The 17,977-nt window shown below is 37.0% G+C and carries 20 protein-coding genes; all 20 read left to right on the top strand.

The window, feature by feature from the left end:
• The first annotated feature begins 13 nt into the window (after positions 1 to 13).
• The 20 genes from LJ207_RS07650 (at position 14) to LJ207_RS07555 (ending at position 17,903) form a co-directional block, all read left to right on the top strand.
• On the top strand, positions 14 to 454 hold the full coding sequence (locus LJ207_RS07650) for a flagellar basal body-associated FliL family protein (RefSeq protein WP_229345782.1): 441 nt from the start codon (positions 14 to 16) through the stop codon (positions 452 to 454).
• 11 nt (positions 455 to 465) lie between these two features.
• The gene (gene fliM / locus LJ207_RS07645) at positions 466 to 1,470 is read left to right on the top strand and encodes a flagellar motor switch protein FliM (RefSeq protein WP_229345780.1); all 1,005 of its coding nucleotides are present in this window, start codon (positions 466 to 468) and stop codon (positions 1,468 to 1,470) included.
• Positions 1,463 to 2,725 carry a flagellar motor switch phosphatase FliY gene (fliY, locus tag LJ207_RS07640; protein ID WP_229345818.1) on the top strand — a complete coding sequence of 421 codons (1,263 nt, stop codon included), beginning with the start codon at positions 1,463 to 1,465 and terminating at the stop codon, positions 2,723 to 2,725. Before fliM ends, fliY begins: the two co-directional genes overlap by 8 nt.
• A 12-nt stretch (positions 2,726 to 2,737) precedes the next feature.
• Positions 2,738 to 3,127 carry a FliO/MopB family protein gene (locus LJ207_RS07635; protein ID WP_229345779.1) on the top strand — a complete coding sequence of 130 codons (390 nt, stop codon included), beginning with the start codon at positions 2,738 to 2,740 and terminating at the stop codon, positions 3,125 to 3,127.
• Positions 3,117 to 3,878 carry a flagellar type III secretion system pore protein FliP gene (fliP, locus tag LJ207_RS07630; RefSeq protein WP_229345777.1) on the top strand — a complete coding sequence of 254 codons (762 nt, stop codon included), beginning with the start codon at positions 3,117 to 3,119 and terminating at the stop codon, positions 3,876 to 3,878. Before LJ207_RS07635 ends, fliP begins: the two co-directional genes overlap by 11 nt.
• A 59-nt stretch (positions 3,879 to 3,937) precedes the next feature.
• Complete coding sequence (gene fliQ / locus LJ207_RS07625) at positions 3,938 to 4,210, top strand: flagellar biosynthesis protein FliQ (RefSeq protein WP_229345776.1); 273 nt, start codon at positions 3,938 to 3,940, stop codon at positions 4,208 to 4,210.
• A gap of 6 nt (positions 4,211 to 4,216) precedes the next feature.
• Positions 4,217 to 5,005: a flagellar biosynthetic protein FliR gene (gene fliR, locus LJ207_RS07620; RefSeq protein WP_229345774.1), complete on the top strand. Its 789-nt coding sequence runs from the start codon at positions 4,217 to 4,219 to the stop codon at positions 5,003 to 5,005.
• 13 nt (positions 5,006 to 5,018) lie between these two features.
• The gene (gene flhB, locus LJ207_RS07615) at positions 5,019 to 6,083 is read left to right on the top strand and encodes a flagellar biosynthesis protein FlhB (RefSeq protein WP_229345773.1); all 1,065 of its coding nucleotides are present in this window, start codon (positions 5,019 to 5,021) and stop codon (positions 6,081 to 6,083) included.
• Between the two features lie 108 nt (positions 6,084 to 6,191).
• Positions 6,192 to 8,225 (top strand): flagellar biosynthesis protein FlhA, encoded by a 2,034-nt coding sequence (gene flhA / locus LJ207_RS07610; RefSeq protein WP_229345817.1) that lies wholly within the window; start codon positions 6,192 to 6,194, stop codon positions 8,223 to 8,225.
• Positions 8,226 to 9,455, top strand: a complete 1,230-nt coding sequence (flhF, locus tag LJ207_RS07605) for a flagellar biosynthesis GTPase FlhF (RefSeq protein ID WP_229345771.1) — start codon at positions 8,226 to 8,228, stop codon at positions 9,453 to 9,455. It abuts the gene before it with no gap.
• Positions 9,448 to 10,329 carry a MinD/ParA family protein gene (locus LJ207_RS07600; RefSeq protein ID WP_229345769.1) on the top strand — a complete coding sequence of 294 codons (882 nt, stop codon included), beginning with the start codon at positions 9,448 to 9,450 and terminating at the stop codon, positions 10,327 to 10,329. Before flhF ends, LJ207_RS07600 begins: the two co-directional genes overlap by 8 nt.
• A 20-nt stretch (positions 10,330 to 10,349) precedes the next feature.
• Positions 10,350 to 10,976, top strand: coding sequence for a flagellar brake protein (locus LJ207_RS07595; protein WP_229345767.1), 627 nt, complete (start codon positions 10,350 to 10,352; stop codon positions 10,974 to 10,976).
• Between the two features lies 1 nt (position 10,977).
• Positions 10,978 to 11,247 carry a hypothetical protein gene (locus tag LJ207_RS07590; protein WP_229345760.1) on the top strand — a complete coding sequence of 90 codons (270 nt, stop codon included), beginning with the start codon at positions 10,978 to 10,980 and terminating at the stop codon, positions 11,245 to 11,247.
• A 12-nt stretch (positions 11,248 to 11,259) separates the two neighbouring features.
• Positions 11,260 to 12,003 (top strand): sigma-70 family RNA polymerase sigma factor, encoded by a 744-nt coding sequence (locus tag LJ207_RS07585; protein WP_229345759.1) that lies wholly within the window; start codon positions 11,260 to 11,262, stop codon positions 12,001 to 12,003.
• A 29-nt stretch (positions 12,004 to 12,032) separates the two neighbouring features.
• Positions 12,033 to 13,448: a flagellar assembly protein A gene (locus LJ207_RS07580; RefSeq protein WP_229345757.1), complete on the top strand. Its 1,416-nt coding sequence runs from the start codon at positions 12,033 to 12,035 to the stop codon at positions 13,446 to 13,448.
• Between the two features lie 14 nt (positions 13,449 to 13,462).
• The gene (gene flgF / locus LJ207_RS07575; protein WP_229345756.1) at positions 13,463 to 14,215 is read left to right on the top strand and encodes a flagellar basal-body rod protein FlgF; all 753 of its coding nucleotides are present in this window, start codon (positions 13,463 to 13,465) and stop codon (positions 14,213 to 14,215) included.
• 120 nt (positions 14,216 to 14,335) lie between these two features.
• On the top strand, positions 14,336 to 15,121 hold the full coding sequence (gene flgG, locus LJ207_RS07570) for a flagellar basal-body rod protein FlgG (RefSeq protein WP_229345754.1): 786 nt from the start codon (positions 14,336 to 14,338) through the stop codon (positions 15,119 to 15,121).
• A 20-nt stretch (positions 15,122 to 15,141) separates the two neighbouring features.
• Positions 15,142 to 16,104, top strand: a complete 963-nt coding sequence (gene flgA / locus LJ207_RS07565) for a flagellar basal body P-ring formation chaperone FlgA (RefSeq protein WP_229345752.1) — start codon at positions 15,142 to 15,144, stop codon at positions 16,102 to 16,104.
• Positions 16,105 to 16,122: 18 nt separating this feature from the next.
• Positions 16,123 to 16,698: a flagellar basal body L-ring protein FlgH gene (locus tag LJ207_RS07560; protein ID WP_229345751.1), complete on the top strand. Its 576-nt coding sequence runs from the start codon at positions 16,123 to 16,125 to the stop codon at positions 16,696 to 16,698.
• Between the two features lie 77 nt (positions 16,699 to 16,775).
• Complete coding sequence (locus LJ207_RS07555; protein ID WP_229345749.1) at positions 16,776 to 17,903, top strand: flagellar basal body P-ring protein FlgI; 1,128 nt, start codon at positions 16,776 to 16,778, stop codon at positions 17,901 to 17,903.
• Positions 17,904 to 17,977 lie beyond the last annotated feature (74 nt).

Below are 17,977 nucleotides of genomic sequence, written 5' to 3'. Positions count from 1 at the left end.
GGAGGAAGTTAAAATGGCAGAGGGAAAAAGGGATATTAAGAAAATAATAATCTTGGCTCTTTTGATCATTGTAATTTCAGGGGTGGCCAGCTTTACATTTTTCACTTATTTTTCATTAGCCCAAGATGAGGGAAATGAAGAAAGTATTGATGATATAAGTCCCAATTATAATGCCGGCAGTTTTGTTGTAAATATAACCGATAATAATCGGCTTAATTATGTTAAAGCAAGTATTGTTTTTGAATTAGAAAGTTCAGATTTAGTAGATGAATTAGAGAGAAGAGAAGCTCAAATTAGAGATAGAATTATCACGGCCTTGCGTAATCAAAACGAAAGTATTTTAAGAGATGCGGAAGCCAAAGAGGTTAGAAATGCAATCAAAGCAGAAATAAATGGACTATTGATATCAGGACAGATAAAAAATGTCTGGTTTACAGAATTAATGTTCCAGTAAGGGGGATTAATGTGGCAGATGTATTAGATCAAAATGAGATTGATTCACTTTTATCTGCTATCAGCAGTGGTAATTTAGATGTAGAAGAAGCAAAAGAACAATCTGAAGAAAGGGCTGTTAAAGATTATGATTTCAGAAGGCCTGACAAACTATCTAAAGAGCAGATGAGAACCCTGCAGATGATTCATGAAAATCTAAGCAGGATATTTACCACAACCTTATCAACGAAATTAAGGACCATGGTAAATTTTGAGATAGCTTCTATAGAACAGCTTTCCTATTCAGAGTTTATTAATTCTCTGCCTGAACCAACCATTATTGGGATCAGTGATTTAGAACCTTTGAGCGGTCAGTTCATATTTGAAATCAATCCTGAAATAGGATTTGCAATTATAGATAGGCTTTTCGGAGGTTTTGGAAAAGCTATTAGCAAGGTCAGATCTTTTACAGATATAGAACAGGTTGTAATCAAAAAGGTAATGAAATGGCTTTTAAATGATTTTACAGAAGCCTGGCAGAACATAGAGCACCTCACACCAGAGCTTTTAGAATTGGAGTCCAATCCCCAGTTCACCCAGATAGTACCTGATAGTGATATGACGATTATCATAACCATAGAAGCTAATATAGGTGAAAGTGATGGTTTGATAAATATATGTTTGCCCTATATTATGATCGAGCCGATAGTGGGGAACCTTAATGCTCAATCCTGGTTTTCTGCAACTAGAGAAAAACAGACCCCAGAACATATTAAGAACTTAAAGCGGAGATTAAATCAAGCTTTGGTTGAGGTTGAAGCTGTACTGGGGAGTGCAGAATTAACAGTAGATGATTTTCTCCATTTAAGACCTGGAGATGTGATCAGATTAAATAAAAAACTGAAAGAAAATGCAGAATTAAAAATTGGCAGCAGCAGAAAATATAAAACGGTTGTCGGAACTAAAAATAATCATAAAGCAGTTCGTGTAGTTGGTGTAGCAGAGAATGTTTTAGAGGAGAGTGAAAATGATGAGTAATGATGGTAGTTTTTTATCACAGGAAGAAATAGATGCCCTGATGAATCAAGATGATGAAAGTACAGCCTCAGATAGTGCTGAAGAGCAGGAGATCAGCCTAAATGATGAGGAAAAAGATGTGATTGGAGAAATAAATAATATAGCAATGGGCTCATCTGCTACAGCTTTATCAACTTTATTAGACCAAAAAGTTTCAATTACAACTCCTAAGATAGAGGTAGTAGCTTTTCAAAAAATTATCGAAGAGTATAATAAACCCTGTGTATTGGTTAAGGTAGAATATGTTGAGGGTATAGAGGGTTTAAGCCTTTTAGTTATAGACACTAAAGATGCAGGCATTATTGCCGATTTAATGATGGGTGGCAATGGTTTAGATGATATGGATGAAGAGATGTTAAATGAAATTTCCATTAGTGCAGTTGGTGAGGCAATGAACCAGATGATGGGAGCTGCTTCAACTGCGATGTCTAGTATTTTAGATACCCTGGTCAATATTTCTCCTCCAACAGCAGAACTGATAGAGCTTGATGATGTAATAGATGAGGGGAGAGATTGGTTTGATCCTACTGAGGAGATTGTAGTGACCTCCTTTAATTTAAAAGTAGGAGAATTGATAGATAGCTCATTTAAACAGCTTTCTTCTTATAATTTTATTAAAAAATTAGCTAATTCACTTTTAGTTGGCCAAACAGGTTTGATTAATAACAGCACAGATGAAATGCAGAGTGAGAAAAGAGAAGATTCAGCTAAAAGTGCAGCTGAAGAAAATATTGAAACAGAAAAAAGCCAACAGCCTCAAACAGAAAAAAACCTTGGCCAAAGTTCTTCCCCGGCAGCAAATACATCTTCCGCTCAAAACAAGAGCGGTCAACAGCTAAATCAGGCTGCTGAAGAGCAGAAAAGTGCTGATTATACCCAGCTGCAGGCAGAAGAAGAAAAAATCGATATCCAGTCTGCTCAATTTCCTAACTTTTCGGAGAGTCAAGCCCAACCACTGCCAAATAATATGGAGCTGATCAAAGATGTTCCCCTCCAGGTTACTGTAAGATTGGGTAAAAGCATCATGAAGATCAGGGAAATTCTTGATCTGGGTGATGGCTCTATAATAGAACTTGATAAGTTGGCTGGAGAACCGGTAGATCTTTTGGTTAACGGTAAATTGGTTGCCAAAGGTGAGGTTGTTGTGATCGACGAAAACTTCGGTTTCAGGGTTAAGGATATAATTAGTCCTTCTGAACGTTTAAATAAAATTTAGGCTGGTGATTTAATGAATTTTTTCTGGGAAATGTTTAAGATTACTTTTTACCTTATTTTAATAATTGCATTTATACTGGTTGTATATTATTTTCTTAAAAATCGGGTTAACTTTAACAAAACTAAAGAGATGGAAGTTTTAGATAGTATGAGGTTGGCCAATGGAGAAACCCTTTATCTGCTCAAAATATTCGATGAGATCATCCTGCTTGGTGGGACCAAAGAGAGTTTGCAGAGGCTTTATTCATGGCCTGAAGCTGAGCTGGATATCGATTTTGAAGAAGATTCAACTTCTGAAGAAAAAAGCTTTAATTTTAAGCAGACCTTTTTAAATAAGCTGCAGGGTTTTGATAAAGAAGAGATAGTTAAACGGAAGCAGGAAAGTGATCTGGATGAAAAATAATATTTTAGTTCTTTTTTTACTGCTGATCATGCTCTTAAGTTTTGTCAGAGTCGGAGAGGCTCAGGAATTTAATCTGCCCGAGTTTTCTTTTGAGATGAATACTGGAGAAGCACAGGAAGGTGAAGATCTGGTATTATCTTTGAGGATTTTAATTTTGCTGACAGTTTTGTCACTGGCCCCGGCAATTATCATCCTATTTACTTCTTTTACCAGGATAATAATAGTCTTTGGGATTTTAAAAAGAGCTCTGGCTCTGCAGAATATGCCGCCTAATCAGGTTTTGATTGGGATAGCAATATTTTTGACAATCTTCATAATGGCTCCGGTCTGGCAGGGGGTTGATCAGCAGGCAATACAGCCCTATTTAAATGAGGAAATTGCCATGGATACAGCCTTTGATAATGCAGTTCAGCCTATGAGAGGCTTTATGTTAGATCAGGTTGATGAACGATCATTAACCCTCTTTGTTAATCTAGCCGAAATTGAGAGACCGGAAACGGCTGCTGATATTCCTACTCATATTTTGATTCCAGCCTTTTTGCTGAATGAGCTTAAGATAGCTTTTCAAATTGGCTTTTTGTTATATATTCCTTTTTTGATGATAGATATGATAGTTGCCAGTATTTTGATGTCGATGGGAATGATGATGCTGCCACCGGTAATTATTTCATTACCCTTTAAAATATTACTTTTTGTTTTAGCAGATGGCTGGCATCTGCTGCTTGCCTCGATGGTAGAAACCTTTAATTAAAAATTTAAATGTGTTCACTTTTTTAAAAATCTGATGACTTTTGGTAGGGGGTTAGTTTGATGAGTGAAGGATTGATTTTAGAAATAGGCCAGAATGCTATATATACTGTTTTGCTTGTTGTTGCGCCAGTATTAGGTGCTGGTTTAATGGTTGGCTTAATGGTAGCAATATTTCAGGCAACAACGCAAATCCAGGAACAGACACTGGCCTTTGTGCCCAAAATATTTGCCGTTTTAGGGGCTTTAGCCCTTTTAGGTAGCTGGATAATGCGGACAGTAGTAGAATATTCTATTAACCTTTTTTCTAACCTGGCCCTATATATAGGGGGCTGATCAGTTTTGCCTGCAGTTTTAGAGATTAATAATTATCTATATTTGTTTTTTTTAATATTTAGTCGCTATCTGGGTATGATGATGATAACCCCAATTTTTAGTTCTCAGGTGATACTTTATCGAATCAAGGTGCTGCTGGTCTTAACACTTTCTGTTCTAACATTTCCAATTCTTCTCGGGAGCTTTGAGGCAGCTTATCCAAATTCAAATCTGGTCTTGATAATGGAGTTGATATCAGAAGCAGCTGTCGGTTTTTTGATGGGCTTTTTAGTTTTTTTAATCTTTTCTGCGGTTCAATTTGGCGGCCAAGTTGTTGATATGCTGATGGGCTACAGGATCGCCAATGTTGTTGACCCTTTTAGTGGTTTTAACTCACCTGTTATCGGTCAATTTAAGAATATCTTACTGACCCTGATCTTTTTGGCGGTTAATGGCCATCTTTATTTGATCAGATTATTACATGAATCATTTTTGATAATACCACCTAGGGGAATATTTTTTACTAATCAGCTCTGGCAGTTTTTTTTCCGCCGCAGTGCAGATATGTTCGTCTTAGGTTTAAAAATAGCTTTACCGATTGCAGGAGCCATTTTCTTTTTAGATATTGTTCTGGCTTTTTTGGCCAGAACAGTCCCTCAGATGAACCTTTTCGTAGTTGGTTTGCCATTAAAGATATTAGCGGGCCTGCTTTTGCTCTATTTATTATTACCTGTTTTGAACACCTTTTTTAGAGAGATTATTTTTGAGCTGATCCATGATATACCAGATTTATTTAGAATACTAAGTTTAGAGTAGAGGAGTTATAATTATGCCTGATGATGGAACAGGAGAAAAAACAGAAGAGGCGACCCCTAAACGGAAAAGAGAAGCCAGAGAAGAAGGTAATGTTGCCAATGCCAAAGAGATCAATCAGGCGATAACCCTGCTGACAAGCTTTGCCGTACTTTATGTTTTGATGCAGCGGATTATTTTTCAGCTCTTAGGTGAAATTAGATATTATTTTAGTGATTTTATTGTCCAGGGTTTGAGTACTTTTAGTGCTTATCAAATTTTATATGAAGCTTTTTTTAAGCTGGTGATGATAATTCTTCCCATCATGGCATTTACTGCTCTAGCTGGAGTTGTGGCTAATTTTATTCAGATTGGTGCCCTTTTTACAGCTAAACCGCTGGTCCCAGATCTTAAAAAAATAGATCCGATTAAAGGGTTTAAGAAAATATTTTCTCTCAGAGGTCTGGTAGAACTATTAAAATCACTTTTCAAATTAGCTTTGATCAGCTTTGTAGCTTATAGACATCTGATCAATAACCTTGAAATTTTTGAAAAAAGCACTTTGCTGGGTCTAGAAGAATCTTTAGTTAATATTGCAGCTCAAATCAGCAGGATGGGTTTTAATATTATTGCTCTGCTGATCATCTTAGGGATCTTTGATCTGCTTTATCAGCGCTGGCAGCACAATAAAGACCTAAAAATGTCAAAGTATGAGGTTAAACAGGAGCGTAAAGAGATGGAAGGTGATCCCATGCTGCGTCAGAAAAGAAAACAGAAACAAAGGGAAATGAGTATGAACAGGATGATGAGCAATATCCCTGATGCTGATGTAGTGATTACAAATCCTACCCATATTGCTGTGGCCCTGAAATTTGATCTAGAAGAGATGGAAGCACCTGAGGTTATAGCCAAAGGTGAAGGCTTAATTGCTCAAAAAATCAAGGCCAAAGCTCGTGAGGCCGAGGTAGAAATAGTTGAGAATAAGCCCCTGGCTCGTTCTCTCAACGAGATGGCAGAAATAGGAGATCAGGTACCTGTAGAACTATATCAGGCAGTTGCCGAAATTTTAGCCAGAATTTTTAGAGAAAAAGACCGCTATTAGTTTGAATTTAACAATTTAAGCTGACAGCCATCTTAAAATTTATTAGAGTTATGGAGGTTTACTTTACTTTTGGATAATACAGCAGTACTTTCTAATATTACAAATAATATGGATATAATTTTTGCTTTAATGGTGGTCAGCATCATTGTTATGTTTATCATCCCGATGCCGACTGTTTTGATGGATATGCTCTTAGCTGCCAATATAACATTTTCTATGGTAGTTATTCTGGTCAGCATCTATACTGTAGAGCCTTTAGATCTTTCTGTTTTTCCATCATTATTATTATTTGCCACCCTTTTTAGGCTGGGCCTAAATGTTTCAACAACCAGATTGATCCTAGGTCAGGCATATGCGGGAGAAATAATAATGAGTTTTGGAGATTTTGTAGTTGGAGGTAATTATGTTGTTGGTCTGATCATCTTTTTAATCCTGGTCATTATTCAATTTGTGGTAATTACCAAAGGTGCAGAAAGGGTTGCAGAAGTTGCAGCTAGGTTTACCCTTGATGCTATGCCTGGTAAACAGATGAGCATCGATGCAGATTTAAATGCAGGAGTTATTGATGATAAAGAGGCCAAAAGAGAAAGGGAAAAAATCCGTCAGGAAGCAGATTTTTATGGAGCTATGGATGGTGCCAGTAAGTTTGTTAAAGGTGATGCGATTGCAGGGATAATTATTACCTTTATCAATATTATCGGTGGCCTTGTAATTGGAGTTCTGCAGCAGGATATGAATATTGCCCAGGCCTCACAAACATATATTTTATTAACAGTTGGAGATGGACTTGTTTCTCAAATTCCAGCCCTTTTAATCTCTACTGCAACAGGTATGGTAGTTACCAGGGCTGCTTCAACAAAAAATATGGGAAATGAGATGACAGAACAACTTTTAAAACAGCCGAAAGCTCTTTTAGTAGCTTCGGGAGTGCTCTTGGTTCTGGGCTTTGTACCCGGGCTGCCAACTCTACCCTTTATTGTCTTGTCGGTCTTAATTGCTTCGATTGCCTATTTATTAATTCAAAAAGCTCCAGCAGAAATGGAAAAAGAAGCAGCAGAAAAAGATCAGCAGACTCAACTGACAGCTGCAGAGCAAAAAGAAAGAGAAGCTAGAGAAGTAAAAGAGCTGATCAAGGTTGATAAATTAGAAATAGAGGTCGGCTATAATTTGATTCCTCTGGTTTTACCTGAACAGGGGGGAGATTTTCTGGATAGGGTCAATAATATCAGAAAACAAATTGCAGTTGAATTAGGTATAATACTGCCTTCGGTCAGGATAGTAGATAATCTACAGCTTAATCCTAACACCTATAAGATCAAATTAAGGGGGGTAGAGATCAGCCAGTATAAAATTCAGGTTGATAAATTTTTAGCCATGGATCCAGGTAATACCTTAGAAGAAATCGAGGGTATAGAAACTGAAGAGCCTGCTTTTAATACTCCTGCCCTCTGGATAGATTCAGAACAGAGAGATAGGGCTGAGATGGCAAACTATACTGTTGTTGATCCAGGCTCGGTGATGGCAACTCACCTAACCGAGATTATCAGAAAACATGCCTCAGAACTTTTAGGTAGAGAAGATGTTAAAAAGTTAATAGATAATGTTAAAGAAGATAATGAGGCGGTTGTTAAAGAACTAATACCTGATTTGATGAACTTAGGTCAGATTCAGAAGGTTCTGCAGAACCTGCTTTGGGAACAAATTCCGATTAAAAATTTGGTTTTGATTTTAGAAACCCTTGCTGACCATGCAGGCAGAACAAATGATATCAATATTTTAACTGAATATGTAAGGCAGGGTCTATCGAGACAGATCAGCAATCAGTTTAGCAAAAATAATTTGCTTAACGTATTTACAATCGATCCAGAAACAGAAGAAGAGCTTATCAATTCTTTGGATCAATCAGATCAGGGTAATTATTTATCTTTAGCCCCAGCTCAGGCCCAAAATTTGATCAATAAAATAGTCAATCAGGCCAAAAATTTATTAGAATCTGGCTATGAACCGATCATTTTAACTTCACCGATGATCAGAAAGCCGCTTAAAGAGCTGGTTAATAGAAGTTTTTCCGAATTAATTGTACTTTCTTTTAATGAACTAGAGCCTTCGATTGATCTACAGGTACAGGGAGTGGTCAAGTAAATGAAAGTAAAAAAATACAGTGGAGAAAATATGCAGGATGTAATCTTTCAGGTTAAAGCCGATCTGGGACCAGAGGCGGTTATCATAGAAAAAAGAAAATATAACAAAGGTGGTATTTTCGGTTTTTTTGGTAAAACAGTTTTTGAGGTTCTGGCAGCTTTAGAAGAGCCAAAAACAGCCAACCCGAATCCAGAATCAAAAAATGCGATCAAAGAGTTTATCGATGAGATCCAAAACACTGAAATGGGAGCAGAGAAAAAAAATGAGCAAAGTGAGACAGATACAATAGAAATTTCTGGCTCCAAAAAAAGCAGCCGTGATTTCAAAAAAGCTATGGAACATTATCGAGCAGAAGAAAAAGCTAAAAACACTAGAAGAGAAAAGCAGCAATCTAATTCCAAAAAGCAAAAAGTTAAAGCTAAAAGCACTGTTAATGATTTTAAAGATATTCAGCTCCAGGATGAAAATCAGCTCTATAATTATCTTTTAGAACAGGGAGTTGAAAGCAGAATTGTAAACAAATTGATCAGAGAGATCAAAGCAGGAAGTTCTGTCGAGGGAGAGGATTTCAAAACCGAATTAAAAGAGTTTTTTAGAGATTATTTTATCCAAGATCTAAATAATTCTAAAACAGCTCAGAAGGTGATTGCTCTAGTTGGACCTACAGGAGTAGGGAAAACAACAACTATGGCTAAATTAGCAGCAGATTTTGTGATCAACGAAAATAAAAAAGCGGCTTTAATAACAGCTGATACCTATAGAATAGCTGCTGTAGAACAGCTGAGAACCTATGCTGATATATTGGATATAGCTTTTGCGGTCTGTTACAGCAGTTCTAAATTGGAGAAGATGATCAATGAACGTTTTAAAGATTATGACATAATACTTGTTGATACACCTGGTAGAAGCTGGAGAAAAGAAGAACAATTAGCAGAGTTAAAAGCATATACAAGGCCTGACTTGATAGATGAGGTTCATCTGCTTTTAAGTATGAGCACCAAAAGCAGAGATTTAAAACATATTATCAATTCCTTTAGTGAGGTCAGCCCTGATAAAATACTGCTGACAAAACTAGATGAAACAAGGAGCTATGGTGATATTATCAATATCAGAGAGAATTATCAACTTCCCTATTCCTATTTAACCTTCGGCCAGGATGTGCCAGAAGATATTAAAACTGCTGACGCAGAAAATCTTTTCGAATATTTATTCGATGATATTTATGGCTAATCAGGCAGCTAAGCTAAAAGAAATTGTCAACGAAAAAAATAGGGAAGCAATACTAAAAGGAATGAACAGTAATGCCAGAACCATTGCTGTGGCAAGTGGTAAGGGTGGAGTGGGCAAATCAACTTTTACGGCTAATTTCGCCTACCAACTCAGCAAAATAGGCAAAAAAGTTCTGGTTATTGACAGTGATATAGGGATGGCCAACCTTGATATATTACTCGGGGTGCAGCCCTCCTATGATTTAGGGCATCTGCTGAGGGGAGAATGTAGTTTAGAAGATGCTCTGGTAGAGGGACCGGCAGGGATAAAACTTCTCAGTGGGATCACAGGTGATGACAGCTTTATCAATGTTCAGAATAAAACCGTTCATAAATTAATGAATATCGGAGCTGAACTGGAAAAAGATTTTGATTTTGTTTTAATTGATCTTGGAGCTGGAGCATCACAGAATATAATCAGCACCATCCTGGCTGCAGAAGAGCTGATTATGATCTTAACAACAGAGCCTACCTCAATTATGGACAGCTATAGTTTGATTAAAATACTTTCTAATCATGATTATAAACGCTCAGTTAATATTTTGATCAATCAGAGTGAAAAGAAAAGTCAAGCTGATAAGATAAGCAAAAGAATGAAAAAAACGGTTGCAAGGTATTTAGAATTAGAGCTCGATGTCCTGGGTATAATAGCCTATGATAGGAATATGAGCAAGGCTGTTCATAAACAAGAGCTTTTCTGTGAGATCTATAAAAATTCTGATGCGGCAAAAGAGATAGAGAGAATAGCCTATCAACTAACTGGCGAAAAAAAACAAAGGGCCGGGATCAAAAGCTATTTTTTCAAGATGCTTGGTTTTTTAAAGAAAAATAATTAACAGCTGCTGGAGTTGAGATAATGGATATTTTAGAGATAAATCAAAAAATAGAAGTTGAAGTTTTGACAGGCAATTATAAAGGAACATATCTGTCTAAACTGGCTGATATCATAGAAAAAGGGATTATCATAACCGGTCTTTTTAAAGATGGGTTACCATTGGCGATCAAAAAGAACCGCAGAATCAGGGTTTATTTAAAAACAGAAAGAGCAGTCTATAAATTTGAGTCAAAAGTTTTAAGAAGAAGCAGTAAACCCCTGGCCCTACTTTTGATCGAAAAGCCAAAATCTTATCAGAGAATTCAGCGCCGGGACCATTTCCGCTTAGAGATAAGTGGGAGAATAGATATTTATCAAGCAGATCAAGAAAAAAGCTTTAAAGCTGAGATATTAAATATTAGTGGTGGTGGAGTAGGTATTAAAAGTCAGAAAAAATTTGCTGAAGGAGAAGAACTGCTCTTGGATCTAAAGAGGATGACATCTAATGACAAATTGATTGAAGCAGTAATAGTTAGAAAAAATATTATTAATATTAAAGAATATAATTATGGTCTGGAATTTAAAGACATTGATCGTCAAAGCAGAGAAAATATCATTCAGTGGATATTTGCCTACCAGAGAAAAAATAGGCAAAAAGGTTTGAATTAAGATGGTCTTGAATTCGCTCGTTGGAGCCTTATTATTTTATTCAAGCTCGATTATCTATCAGCTCTTAAATTTTAGAAATTTGAAGTTAGTTTTTTTAAGCGGAATTCGCTATTTTTTAACTGCGTTTATATTATTAAGTCTTCTCCAACTGCTGTATTATTTATATAAAGACTATCAGAGCAGTGCTGAGCTTAAAAGCGAGGAGCTTAAAGAAGAAATAGATACTGAAGATCAAAAAGTTGATAATGTTGATCAATACAAATTTGATTAAAGGAAGATAATTATGGCTATAGAAAGAGAAAAATGGCATAAATTTAAAGAGCAAAATGATGCTTCAGCCAGAGAAGAATTAATTTTAAAACATCTTAATCTGGTTAGATATGCAGTTGGCAGGATAATGATCATGCTGCCAGATCATATCAGAAGTGAAGACCTGGAAAGTTATGGGATTATCGGTTTAATAGAAGCAATCGATAATTTTGATCCCAAAAGAGGACTTCAGTTTTCTACCTTTGCCTTACCCAGAATCAAGGGTGAAATATATGATTACTTAAGAGATAAAGACTGGCTGCCCAGCAATATGCGGCGGGAGCTTAAAATACTTAAAGAAAAGAAAGAAGAATTCAAGGCAGAAAAAGGTAGGCTGCCGAGTGAGGCCGAATTGGAGCAGATAAGTGGGATAAAAAAGAAGAGAATTAAAAAAATAGAAAGAAAGAAATTGATGTCAGAATGGCTTTCTTTATCCAAAGAATATGATGGGGTAGAACTGATAGATCTTCTTTCTGCTCCTGAAGAGAGTGCTATCAAATCTTTAAATAAACAAGCAGCTATAAAACTGCTGGCTGAAAAAATAGATCTTCTCTCAGAAAGAGAAAGATTAATTTTAAGCCTTTATTATTATGAAGAATTAACCCAGGCAGAAATAGCTGAAATTCTTGAGCTGTCAACTGCTAGAATATCACAAATTCACAGCAAAACTATCAGACGGCTGCGGGGAATGCTGTCTAGATCTAAAGAGTATTTTTAATTGCTGAGCTTAGAGGAGGATAGAGAGCGATGGAAGATAATAAAGCAAAAAATAATGAAGATAAGCTAGAAATAGAGGTTGATGATGAAATAGAATTGAAGCTTTCTCAAGATAAAATGCAGCTTAAAATAGATTTTAGTCCCGGTCAAAATGGTGAGAAGATCAGTTTAGAATCTATTCAGGAACTGCTGGCCGAAAAAGGCATTAAATATGGGATTAAAGAGGAGACCATCAAAGAAATAGTTAAGAGAAGAGATCCGGTGCTCGATAAGTTAATTGCAGAAGGTAAAAAGCCAATAAAAGGTGAAGATGGTAAGTTGATTTATCACTTTCAAGAAAAAGAGAAAAAAGCCGGCATAAAACGTGAAGATGGCAGTATCAATTATTTTTCTCGTGATCTTATCAATAATGTCAGGGTTGGTGAAAAGATAATCACAAAAATTGATCCAGTACCTGGGGAAAAAGGTATAAATATTTTTGCTGAAGAGGTAGATCCACCACCACTCAAAGAAGCTAAATTACCTAAGATAAAAAATACAGTTAAAAAAGAGCAGAGTATTTATGCGGCCAAAGATGGTCAGGTGGTAGTAAATAAGCAGAAGGTTAAATTAAGACCTATCTTCCAGGTCAATGGAGATCTTGATCTAGAAACAGGTAATATTGATTTTGTAGGTAGTGTTAAAATCAATGGTAATGTTAAAGCAGGTTTTGTCATCAAAGCAGATGGAGATGTAGAAATAGCAGGTAATGTTGGGGCCTCGAATATCGAGGCAGGAGCTAATGTACTGATCAAAAAGGGCTTTATAGGCAGAAATAAAGGAAAAATTAAAGCAGAAGGAGATCTTAAGGCAGGTTTTATAGAAAATGCAGAGGTCAAGGCAAACAATGTCACGGTCTACAAGTCGATCATGCACAGTCAAGTCAGAGCCAAAGATAGTGTTGAGGTTACTGCAGGTAAAGGGGTCATAGTTGGTGGTAAGGTGACAGCTAGAAATAAGATAGAAGCTAATATTATCGGTTCTAACCTTGCTACTAAAACCAAAATAGTTATCGGTTTAGGCTCAGAAATGAAAAACACCTTAAGTGAAAATGAAAAAGAACTGGCAAAGCTCTCGGAGAACTTAGAGAAGATAGCCAAAAGCCTTAATATTTTAAAGGAAGCAGTAGAAAAGGGGGTTGAGCTATCTCCCCAAAAAATAGAGTTATTTAAAAAACTAAATAAAACAAAATTAGAAATGGAAAAAAGAAAAAATGAACTGCAAAAAGAAAATAAAGAATTAAAAGCTGAGTTAAAAAGCTCCCAGAAATCGATTATTAAGGTTAATCAAATCATATATCCAGGTGTACAGCTTTTAAGCAAAAGAGATAAAATGATAATCAGTAATAAAACTTCAAGCTCTGTTTTCAGTGAGGTCAACAAAGAACTAAGACAGATTGTAGAATAAGGAGGTGAAAAAAGATGATCAAAGGTCTATATACAGCAGCTTCAGCGATGAATCTTTTAGAAAAGAAATCAGACATAACTGCCAATAATCTGGCCAATACCGATACAGATGGATTTAAAAGACAGGATACTGTTAGTGCATCTTTTCCAGAAATGCTCTTAAACAGAATCGATAGTGAAGGTGCACAGACTCTTAATTCCATTTCCACCGGTGCTTTTCTCGACCACAGCTTTAGGGACAGCAGCCAAGGCCATCTTAAAGCAACAGGCAATAAACTTGATCTGGCAGTTCAGGGTGATGGCTATTTTATGCTGGAAACAGAAGCTGGTATCCGCTACAGCAGAAATGGTAATTTCAGCTTAAACAGCAGTTCTGAGATAGTTAATCAGAACGGCCAGGCTCTCCTAGACACTAATGGTCAGCGCATACAGCTCATAGATGGAGAAGACTTCATAATTTCGGCTAATGGAGAAATTACTTTTAATAATGGTCTAGAAGGCAGTCAGATAGCCTTAATGAGCTTTGCAGATCAAGATCAACTTATCTCAGAGGGGAATAACCTTTTTCAACTGCCGGAAGAAGCAGAGCCTCCTCAGCAGTCAGAAGCTATAATAGTCCAGGGACACTTAGAGAACTCTAATGTTGAGATAGTTAAAGAGATGGTTAATATGATCAAAACAACCAGGCAGTACGAATCAAATCAGAAGGTTATTCAGAGTATCGATGATAATTTAAATATGGCTATCAATGAACTTGGACAGGCCTAATTTATTATCACTTAAGATTTAAAAAATTATTTTGGGCCGGACCTGAAAAGGAAGCCCTCACCTGCCGTTGACCGATAGATACGGCAGAATTTTAAAAAAATTAAATTAGGGGTGTAAAATATGATAAGTGCATTATGGACAGCATCAACCGGAATGAATTCTCAACAGACAAATATAGATGTTATTTCTAATAACCTGGCAAATGTTAATACAGGTGGATTTAAAAAATCAAAGCTTAATTTTGCTGATTTGATCTACAGTAATCTCCGCCAGGCAGGTACACCAAATGCTCAGGGAGCAGAAATACCCACCGGTACAGAGATGGGACATGGGGTTAGAATCAACAGTACCCAAAAAATATTTTCCCAGGGTAATATCACAAATACTGATAATGATCTGGATATGGCTGTAGAAGGAGATGGCTTTTTTAGGGTGGAAAGACCTGATGGAAGCTTTGCCTATACCAAAGATGGTTCTTTTAAAATAGACAGTAATGGTCAGGTAGTTACTTCAGATGGTTACAGCCTTTCACCACAGATAAATATTCCTCAGGATGCAAGGGAAATCACTATTACCTCAGATGGTTCGGTTAATATTATTAATTCAGCCGGACAAAGTCAGAATGTTGCCCAGTTAGAGCTCTATAATTTCTCCAATCCTGCAGGGCTTTCCAGTGATGGTAGGAACCTTTATACAGAAACTGCAGCTTCAGGCCAGGCTCTGGCAGGTACTCCGGGCCAGGAAGGTTATGGAACTGTTTTACAAGGTTTTTTGGAGATGTCAAATGTTAAGGTTGTAGAAGAGATGGTAAATATGATCGCAGCCCAAAGAGCCTATGAATCGAACTCAAAAACAATCCAGGCTTCAGATGAAATGCTGCAGACTGCCAATCAGATAAAACGCTGATCATAAAGGGGTAGATAAAGTTGAAAAAAATAATTGTTTTAACCCTAATTATGCTCTGTTTAGCTTTACCGGCAGCTGCCTTTGAAATAAGGATTGCAGCTGTAGAAAGGGTGAGCAAAGATCAGATAACCTTAGCAGAAATAGCTGCAGTAAGTTCTTTTTCAGGAGAAAAAGCAGAACTAGAAGAACTGCAGAGACTTGAAATTTCAACAGCTCCTAGAGCTGGTTATGCCAAAAATATTAACAGGGTTTTAATTGAACTTTCGATCAAATCACTTGGTTATTCAGAGGCTGATTTTGAGCTTTTAATGCCCAAACGGGTTAGGGTTGAGCGGCAGAGCCAGATAATTGAAGCAGCAGAAATAGAGTCTTTTATCAAATCTTATCTAGAATCTGAAGTGAAGCGAGAAGACTCTCAAGTTATTATAGAAACCATAAGTGAACTCAAAGATGAGCAGATTGCTGCTGGTGATTATAGGTTCAGGATAGCAGATAATTTTTCTGCTTCATTTGGTAGAAATAATCTTCCCCTGGAAATAGTGATTGGGGAAAGGGTAGAAAAACGCCTTTTTTATAATTTCAAACTTGGCCTTAAAACAACTGCTTTAACTGCAGCTCGGAATTTAGCTTATGGAACTATAATCACAGAAGCTGATTTTATCAGTGAAGAAAAAAAGCTTTTTGCTAATGCTGATGAGCAGCTGAGAGAATGGAATGATGCTCAGCTGACCGGTCAAGAATTGAGAAGAACACTTCGCAAAGGTGATCTGCTCAGTTTGAGAGATCTCAAAGACCCCTATGTTGTTGAGTGGGGAGATAAATTAAGGCTAAATATGGAGCTCAATAGTGTCAGCCTCAGTGCCACTGTAGAAGCAAGGGGCAGGGGGACTGTTGGAGATTTGATAACTGTAGAAAATATTGATAGTGGATACAGGTTTCAGGCCCGGATAATCTCTGCTTCAGAGGTTGAAAAGGCCCATTAAATAAATCGAGGTGAGTTTATGTTAAAGAGAAAAAGCTTGATCATGATCTTAATCATTGTTTTTTTAGCTGGCAGCTCTGTTTCAGCAGTATCACTCTGGAGTGAAGAAGCTAGTGGCTTATATCAAGATTATCCAAATTATAATGTTGGTGACATAATTACCGTAGTAATAGAAGAAAATGCAAATGCAGTGCAGAGTGCAAATTCAGATGCAAGTCAGGACAGCAACTACTCTTCAAGCAGCTCTGGTCTGCTGGATTTTATCCCGTTTTTTGATTTCAGTTATTCTGATTCTCAATCAGCAGATGGTGCTACTCAGCGCAGTGGTACCTTAGAAGCGGATATTACGACCCGGATCACAGAATTACAGGAAAATGGTAATCTAAAAATTGTCGGCACCAAGACTGTTAAGATAAATGGAGAAATTCAGGAGATAAAACTAGAAGGAGTTATCAGAGCCAATGATATCAACTTCAATAATGAGGTTTCTTCGAAAAGGGTTGCCGAAGCCAATATAGAATATCAGGGAGAAGGTACAGTAGGAGATAAACAGCGTCAGGGACTCTTAAGCAGATTTTTTAATAGAATTTTTTAACTTCGCTTAAAGTTAAAGTAGAGATTGCTTTGCTTTTTAAATAAAGTTTTTAAGTCCTTAGGGAAAGAGGGGATATTTTGCAAGCAAACAAAAGCAGATTTTTATTAAAGCTATTTATAATATCGTTCATTTTTTTGCTCTTCAGTTCTTCAGCCGCAGCCAATAATCCCCAGGTGGAAATAGGTAATATTACCAGATTAAAGGGGATGCGCAGCAATCAGCTGATCGGTTATGGGATTGTTGTCGGTTTAAATGGTAGTGGTGATTCGTCCCGCAGTCAATCAACACTTCAGAGTATTGCCAATATGCTGCAGAACTTCGGTGTTTTTGTGGGAGAAGACCAGATTGTCAGCAATAATATAGCAGCTGTGATGGTTACAGCATCATTAGACCCTGTTGTTCATCAGGGAGATGAGATAGATGTTAATGTAAGTTCAATCGGTGATGCCAACAGCCTCCAGGGTGGAACCCTGCTTTTAACTCCACTGCAGGCTCCAAATGGTGAGGTTTTTGCCTCAGCTCAGGGCCCAATTAGTATTGGTGGCTATAATATTGAAGCTGGTGGGGCAGCTCAAAGAAAGAACCACCCTACTGTAGCCAAGATACCAGGTGGAGCTATTGTAGAGAAATCTCTTAATTCGGTTTTAGATGCCAACAATATTAGCTATATTTTGGCCAATCCTGATTTTAAAACAGCATCTAGAATAGCCGAAAGCATCAATGATAATTTTGACAGTGATGTGGCCCAGGCTGAAAATCATTCTACGGTTAATCTCAGTATGCCGGCTGATTATAGGGGTGGAGTTGTTGAATTTGTAGCAGAGGTTAACAGCCTTAGGGTAAGGCCAAATCTGATGGCTAAGGTTGTGATAGATGAAAAAACAGGAACTGTTGTTTTTAGTCATAATGTGCAAATTTCAACTGTGGCGGTTGCCCATGGTAATTTATCGGTTAGGATTAGAACCGAAGAAACGGTAACTCAACCATTACCTTTTACTGATGGAGAAACCGTGATTACAGAAGATGTAGAAATCGAAGTTGATGAGGGTGAAGAAAGCAATCTGATAGTTGTTAGACAGGATAATGCTATCGATGATCTGGTGGCTGCCTTAAATGCGATCGGTGCAACCCCCAGAGATATAATCTCAATTATTCAAAAAATTGATAATGCTGGAGCCCTACATGCAGAATTAGAACTACAATAAATTAGACTTTGATCAGGTCTTAGCCTTTTTAATAAGGCCTGATCGAAGTTTTTAAAATTAGATGATTATGCTAA

The sequence above is a fragment of the Halanaerobium polyolivorans genome (assembly GCF_020711195.1).
In the GTDB taxonomy this organism is placed as follows: Bacteria; Bacillota; Halanaerobiia; order Halanaerobiales; family Halanaerobiaceae; genus Halanaerobium; species Halanaerobium polyolivorans.
Note: the sequence above shows the minus strand (reverse complement) of the source record. Positions and strands in the feature narration are given on the sequence as shown.

Coding starts and splice junctions, on each gene's coding strand:
- LJ207_RS07580 (WP_229345757.1), top strand. CDS start 12,033: ATGGAAGATAATAAAGCAAAAAATAATGAAGATAAGCTAGAAATAGAG.
- flhB (WP_229345773.1), top strand. CDS start 5,019: ATGCCTGATGATGGAACAGGAGAAAAAACAGAAGAGGCGACCCCTAAA.
- LJ207_RS07650 (WP_229345782.1), top strand. CDS start 14: ATGGCAGAGGGAAAAAGGGATATTAAGAAAATAATAATCTTGGCTCTT.
- LJ207_RS07600 (WP_229345769.1), top strand. CDS start 9,448: ATGGCTAATCAGGCAGCTAAGCTAAAAGAAATTGTCAACGAAAAAAAT.
- flhF (WP_229345771.1), top strand. CDS start 8,226: ATGAAAGTAAAAAAATACAGTGGAGAAAATATGCAGGATGTAATCTTT.
- LJ207_RS07635 (WP_229345779.1), top strand. CDS start 2,738: ATGAATTTTTTCTGGGAAATGTTTAAGATTACTTTTTACCTTATTTTA.
- LJ207_RS07560 (WP_229345751.1), top strand. CDS start 16,123: ATGTTAAAGAGAAAAAGCTTGATCATGATCTTAATCATTGTTTTTTTA.
- fliP (WP_229345777.1), top strand. CDS start 3,117: ATGAAAAATAATATTTTAGTTCTTTTTTTACTGCTGATCATGCTCTTA.
- flhA (WP_229345817.1), top strand. CDS start 6,192: ATGGATATAATTTTTGCTTTAATGGTGGTCAGCATCATTGTTATGTTT.
- flgF (WP_229345756.1), top strand. CDS start 13,463: ATGATCAAAGGTCTATATACAGCAGCTTCAGCGATGAATCTTTTAGAA.
- LJ207_RS07595 (WP_229345767.1), top strand. CDS start 10,350: ATGGATATTTTAGAGATAAATCAAAAAATAGAAGTTGAAGTTTTGACA.
- fliY (WP_229345818.1), top strand. CDS start 1,463: ATGAGTAATGATGGTAGTTTTTTATCACAGGAAGAAATAGATGCCCTG.
- flgG (WP_229345754.1), top strand. CDS start 14,336: ATGATAAGTGCATTATGGACAGCATCAACCGGAATGAATTCTCAACAG.
- LJ207_RS07585 (WP_229345759.1), top strand. CDS start 11,260: ATGGCTATAGAAAGAGAAAAATGGCATAAATTTAAAGAGCAAAATGAT.
- LJ207_RS07590 (WP_229345760.1), top strand. CDS start 10,978: ATGGTCTTGAATTCGCTCGTTGGAGCCTTATTATTTTATTCAAGCTCG.
- fliQ (WP_229345776.1), top strand. CDS start 3,938: ATGAGTGAAGGATTGATTTTAGAAATAGGCCAGAATGCTATATATACT.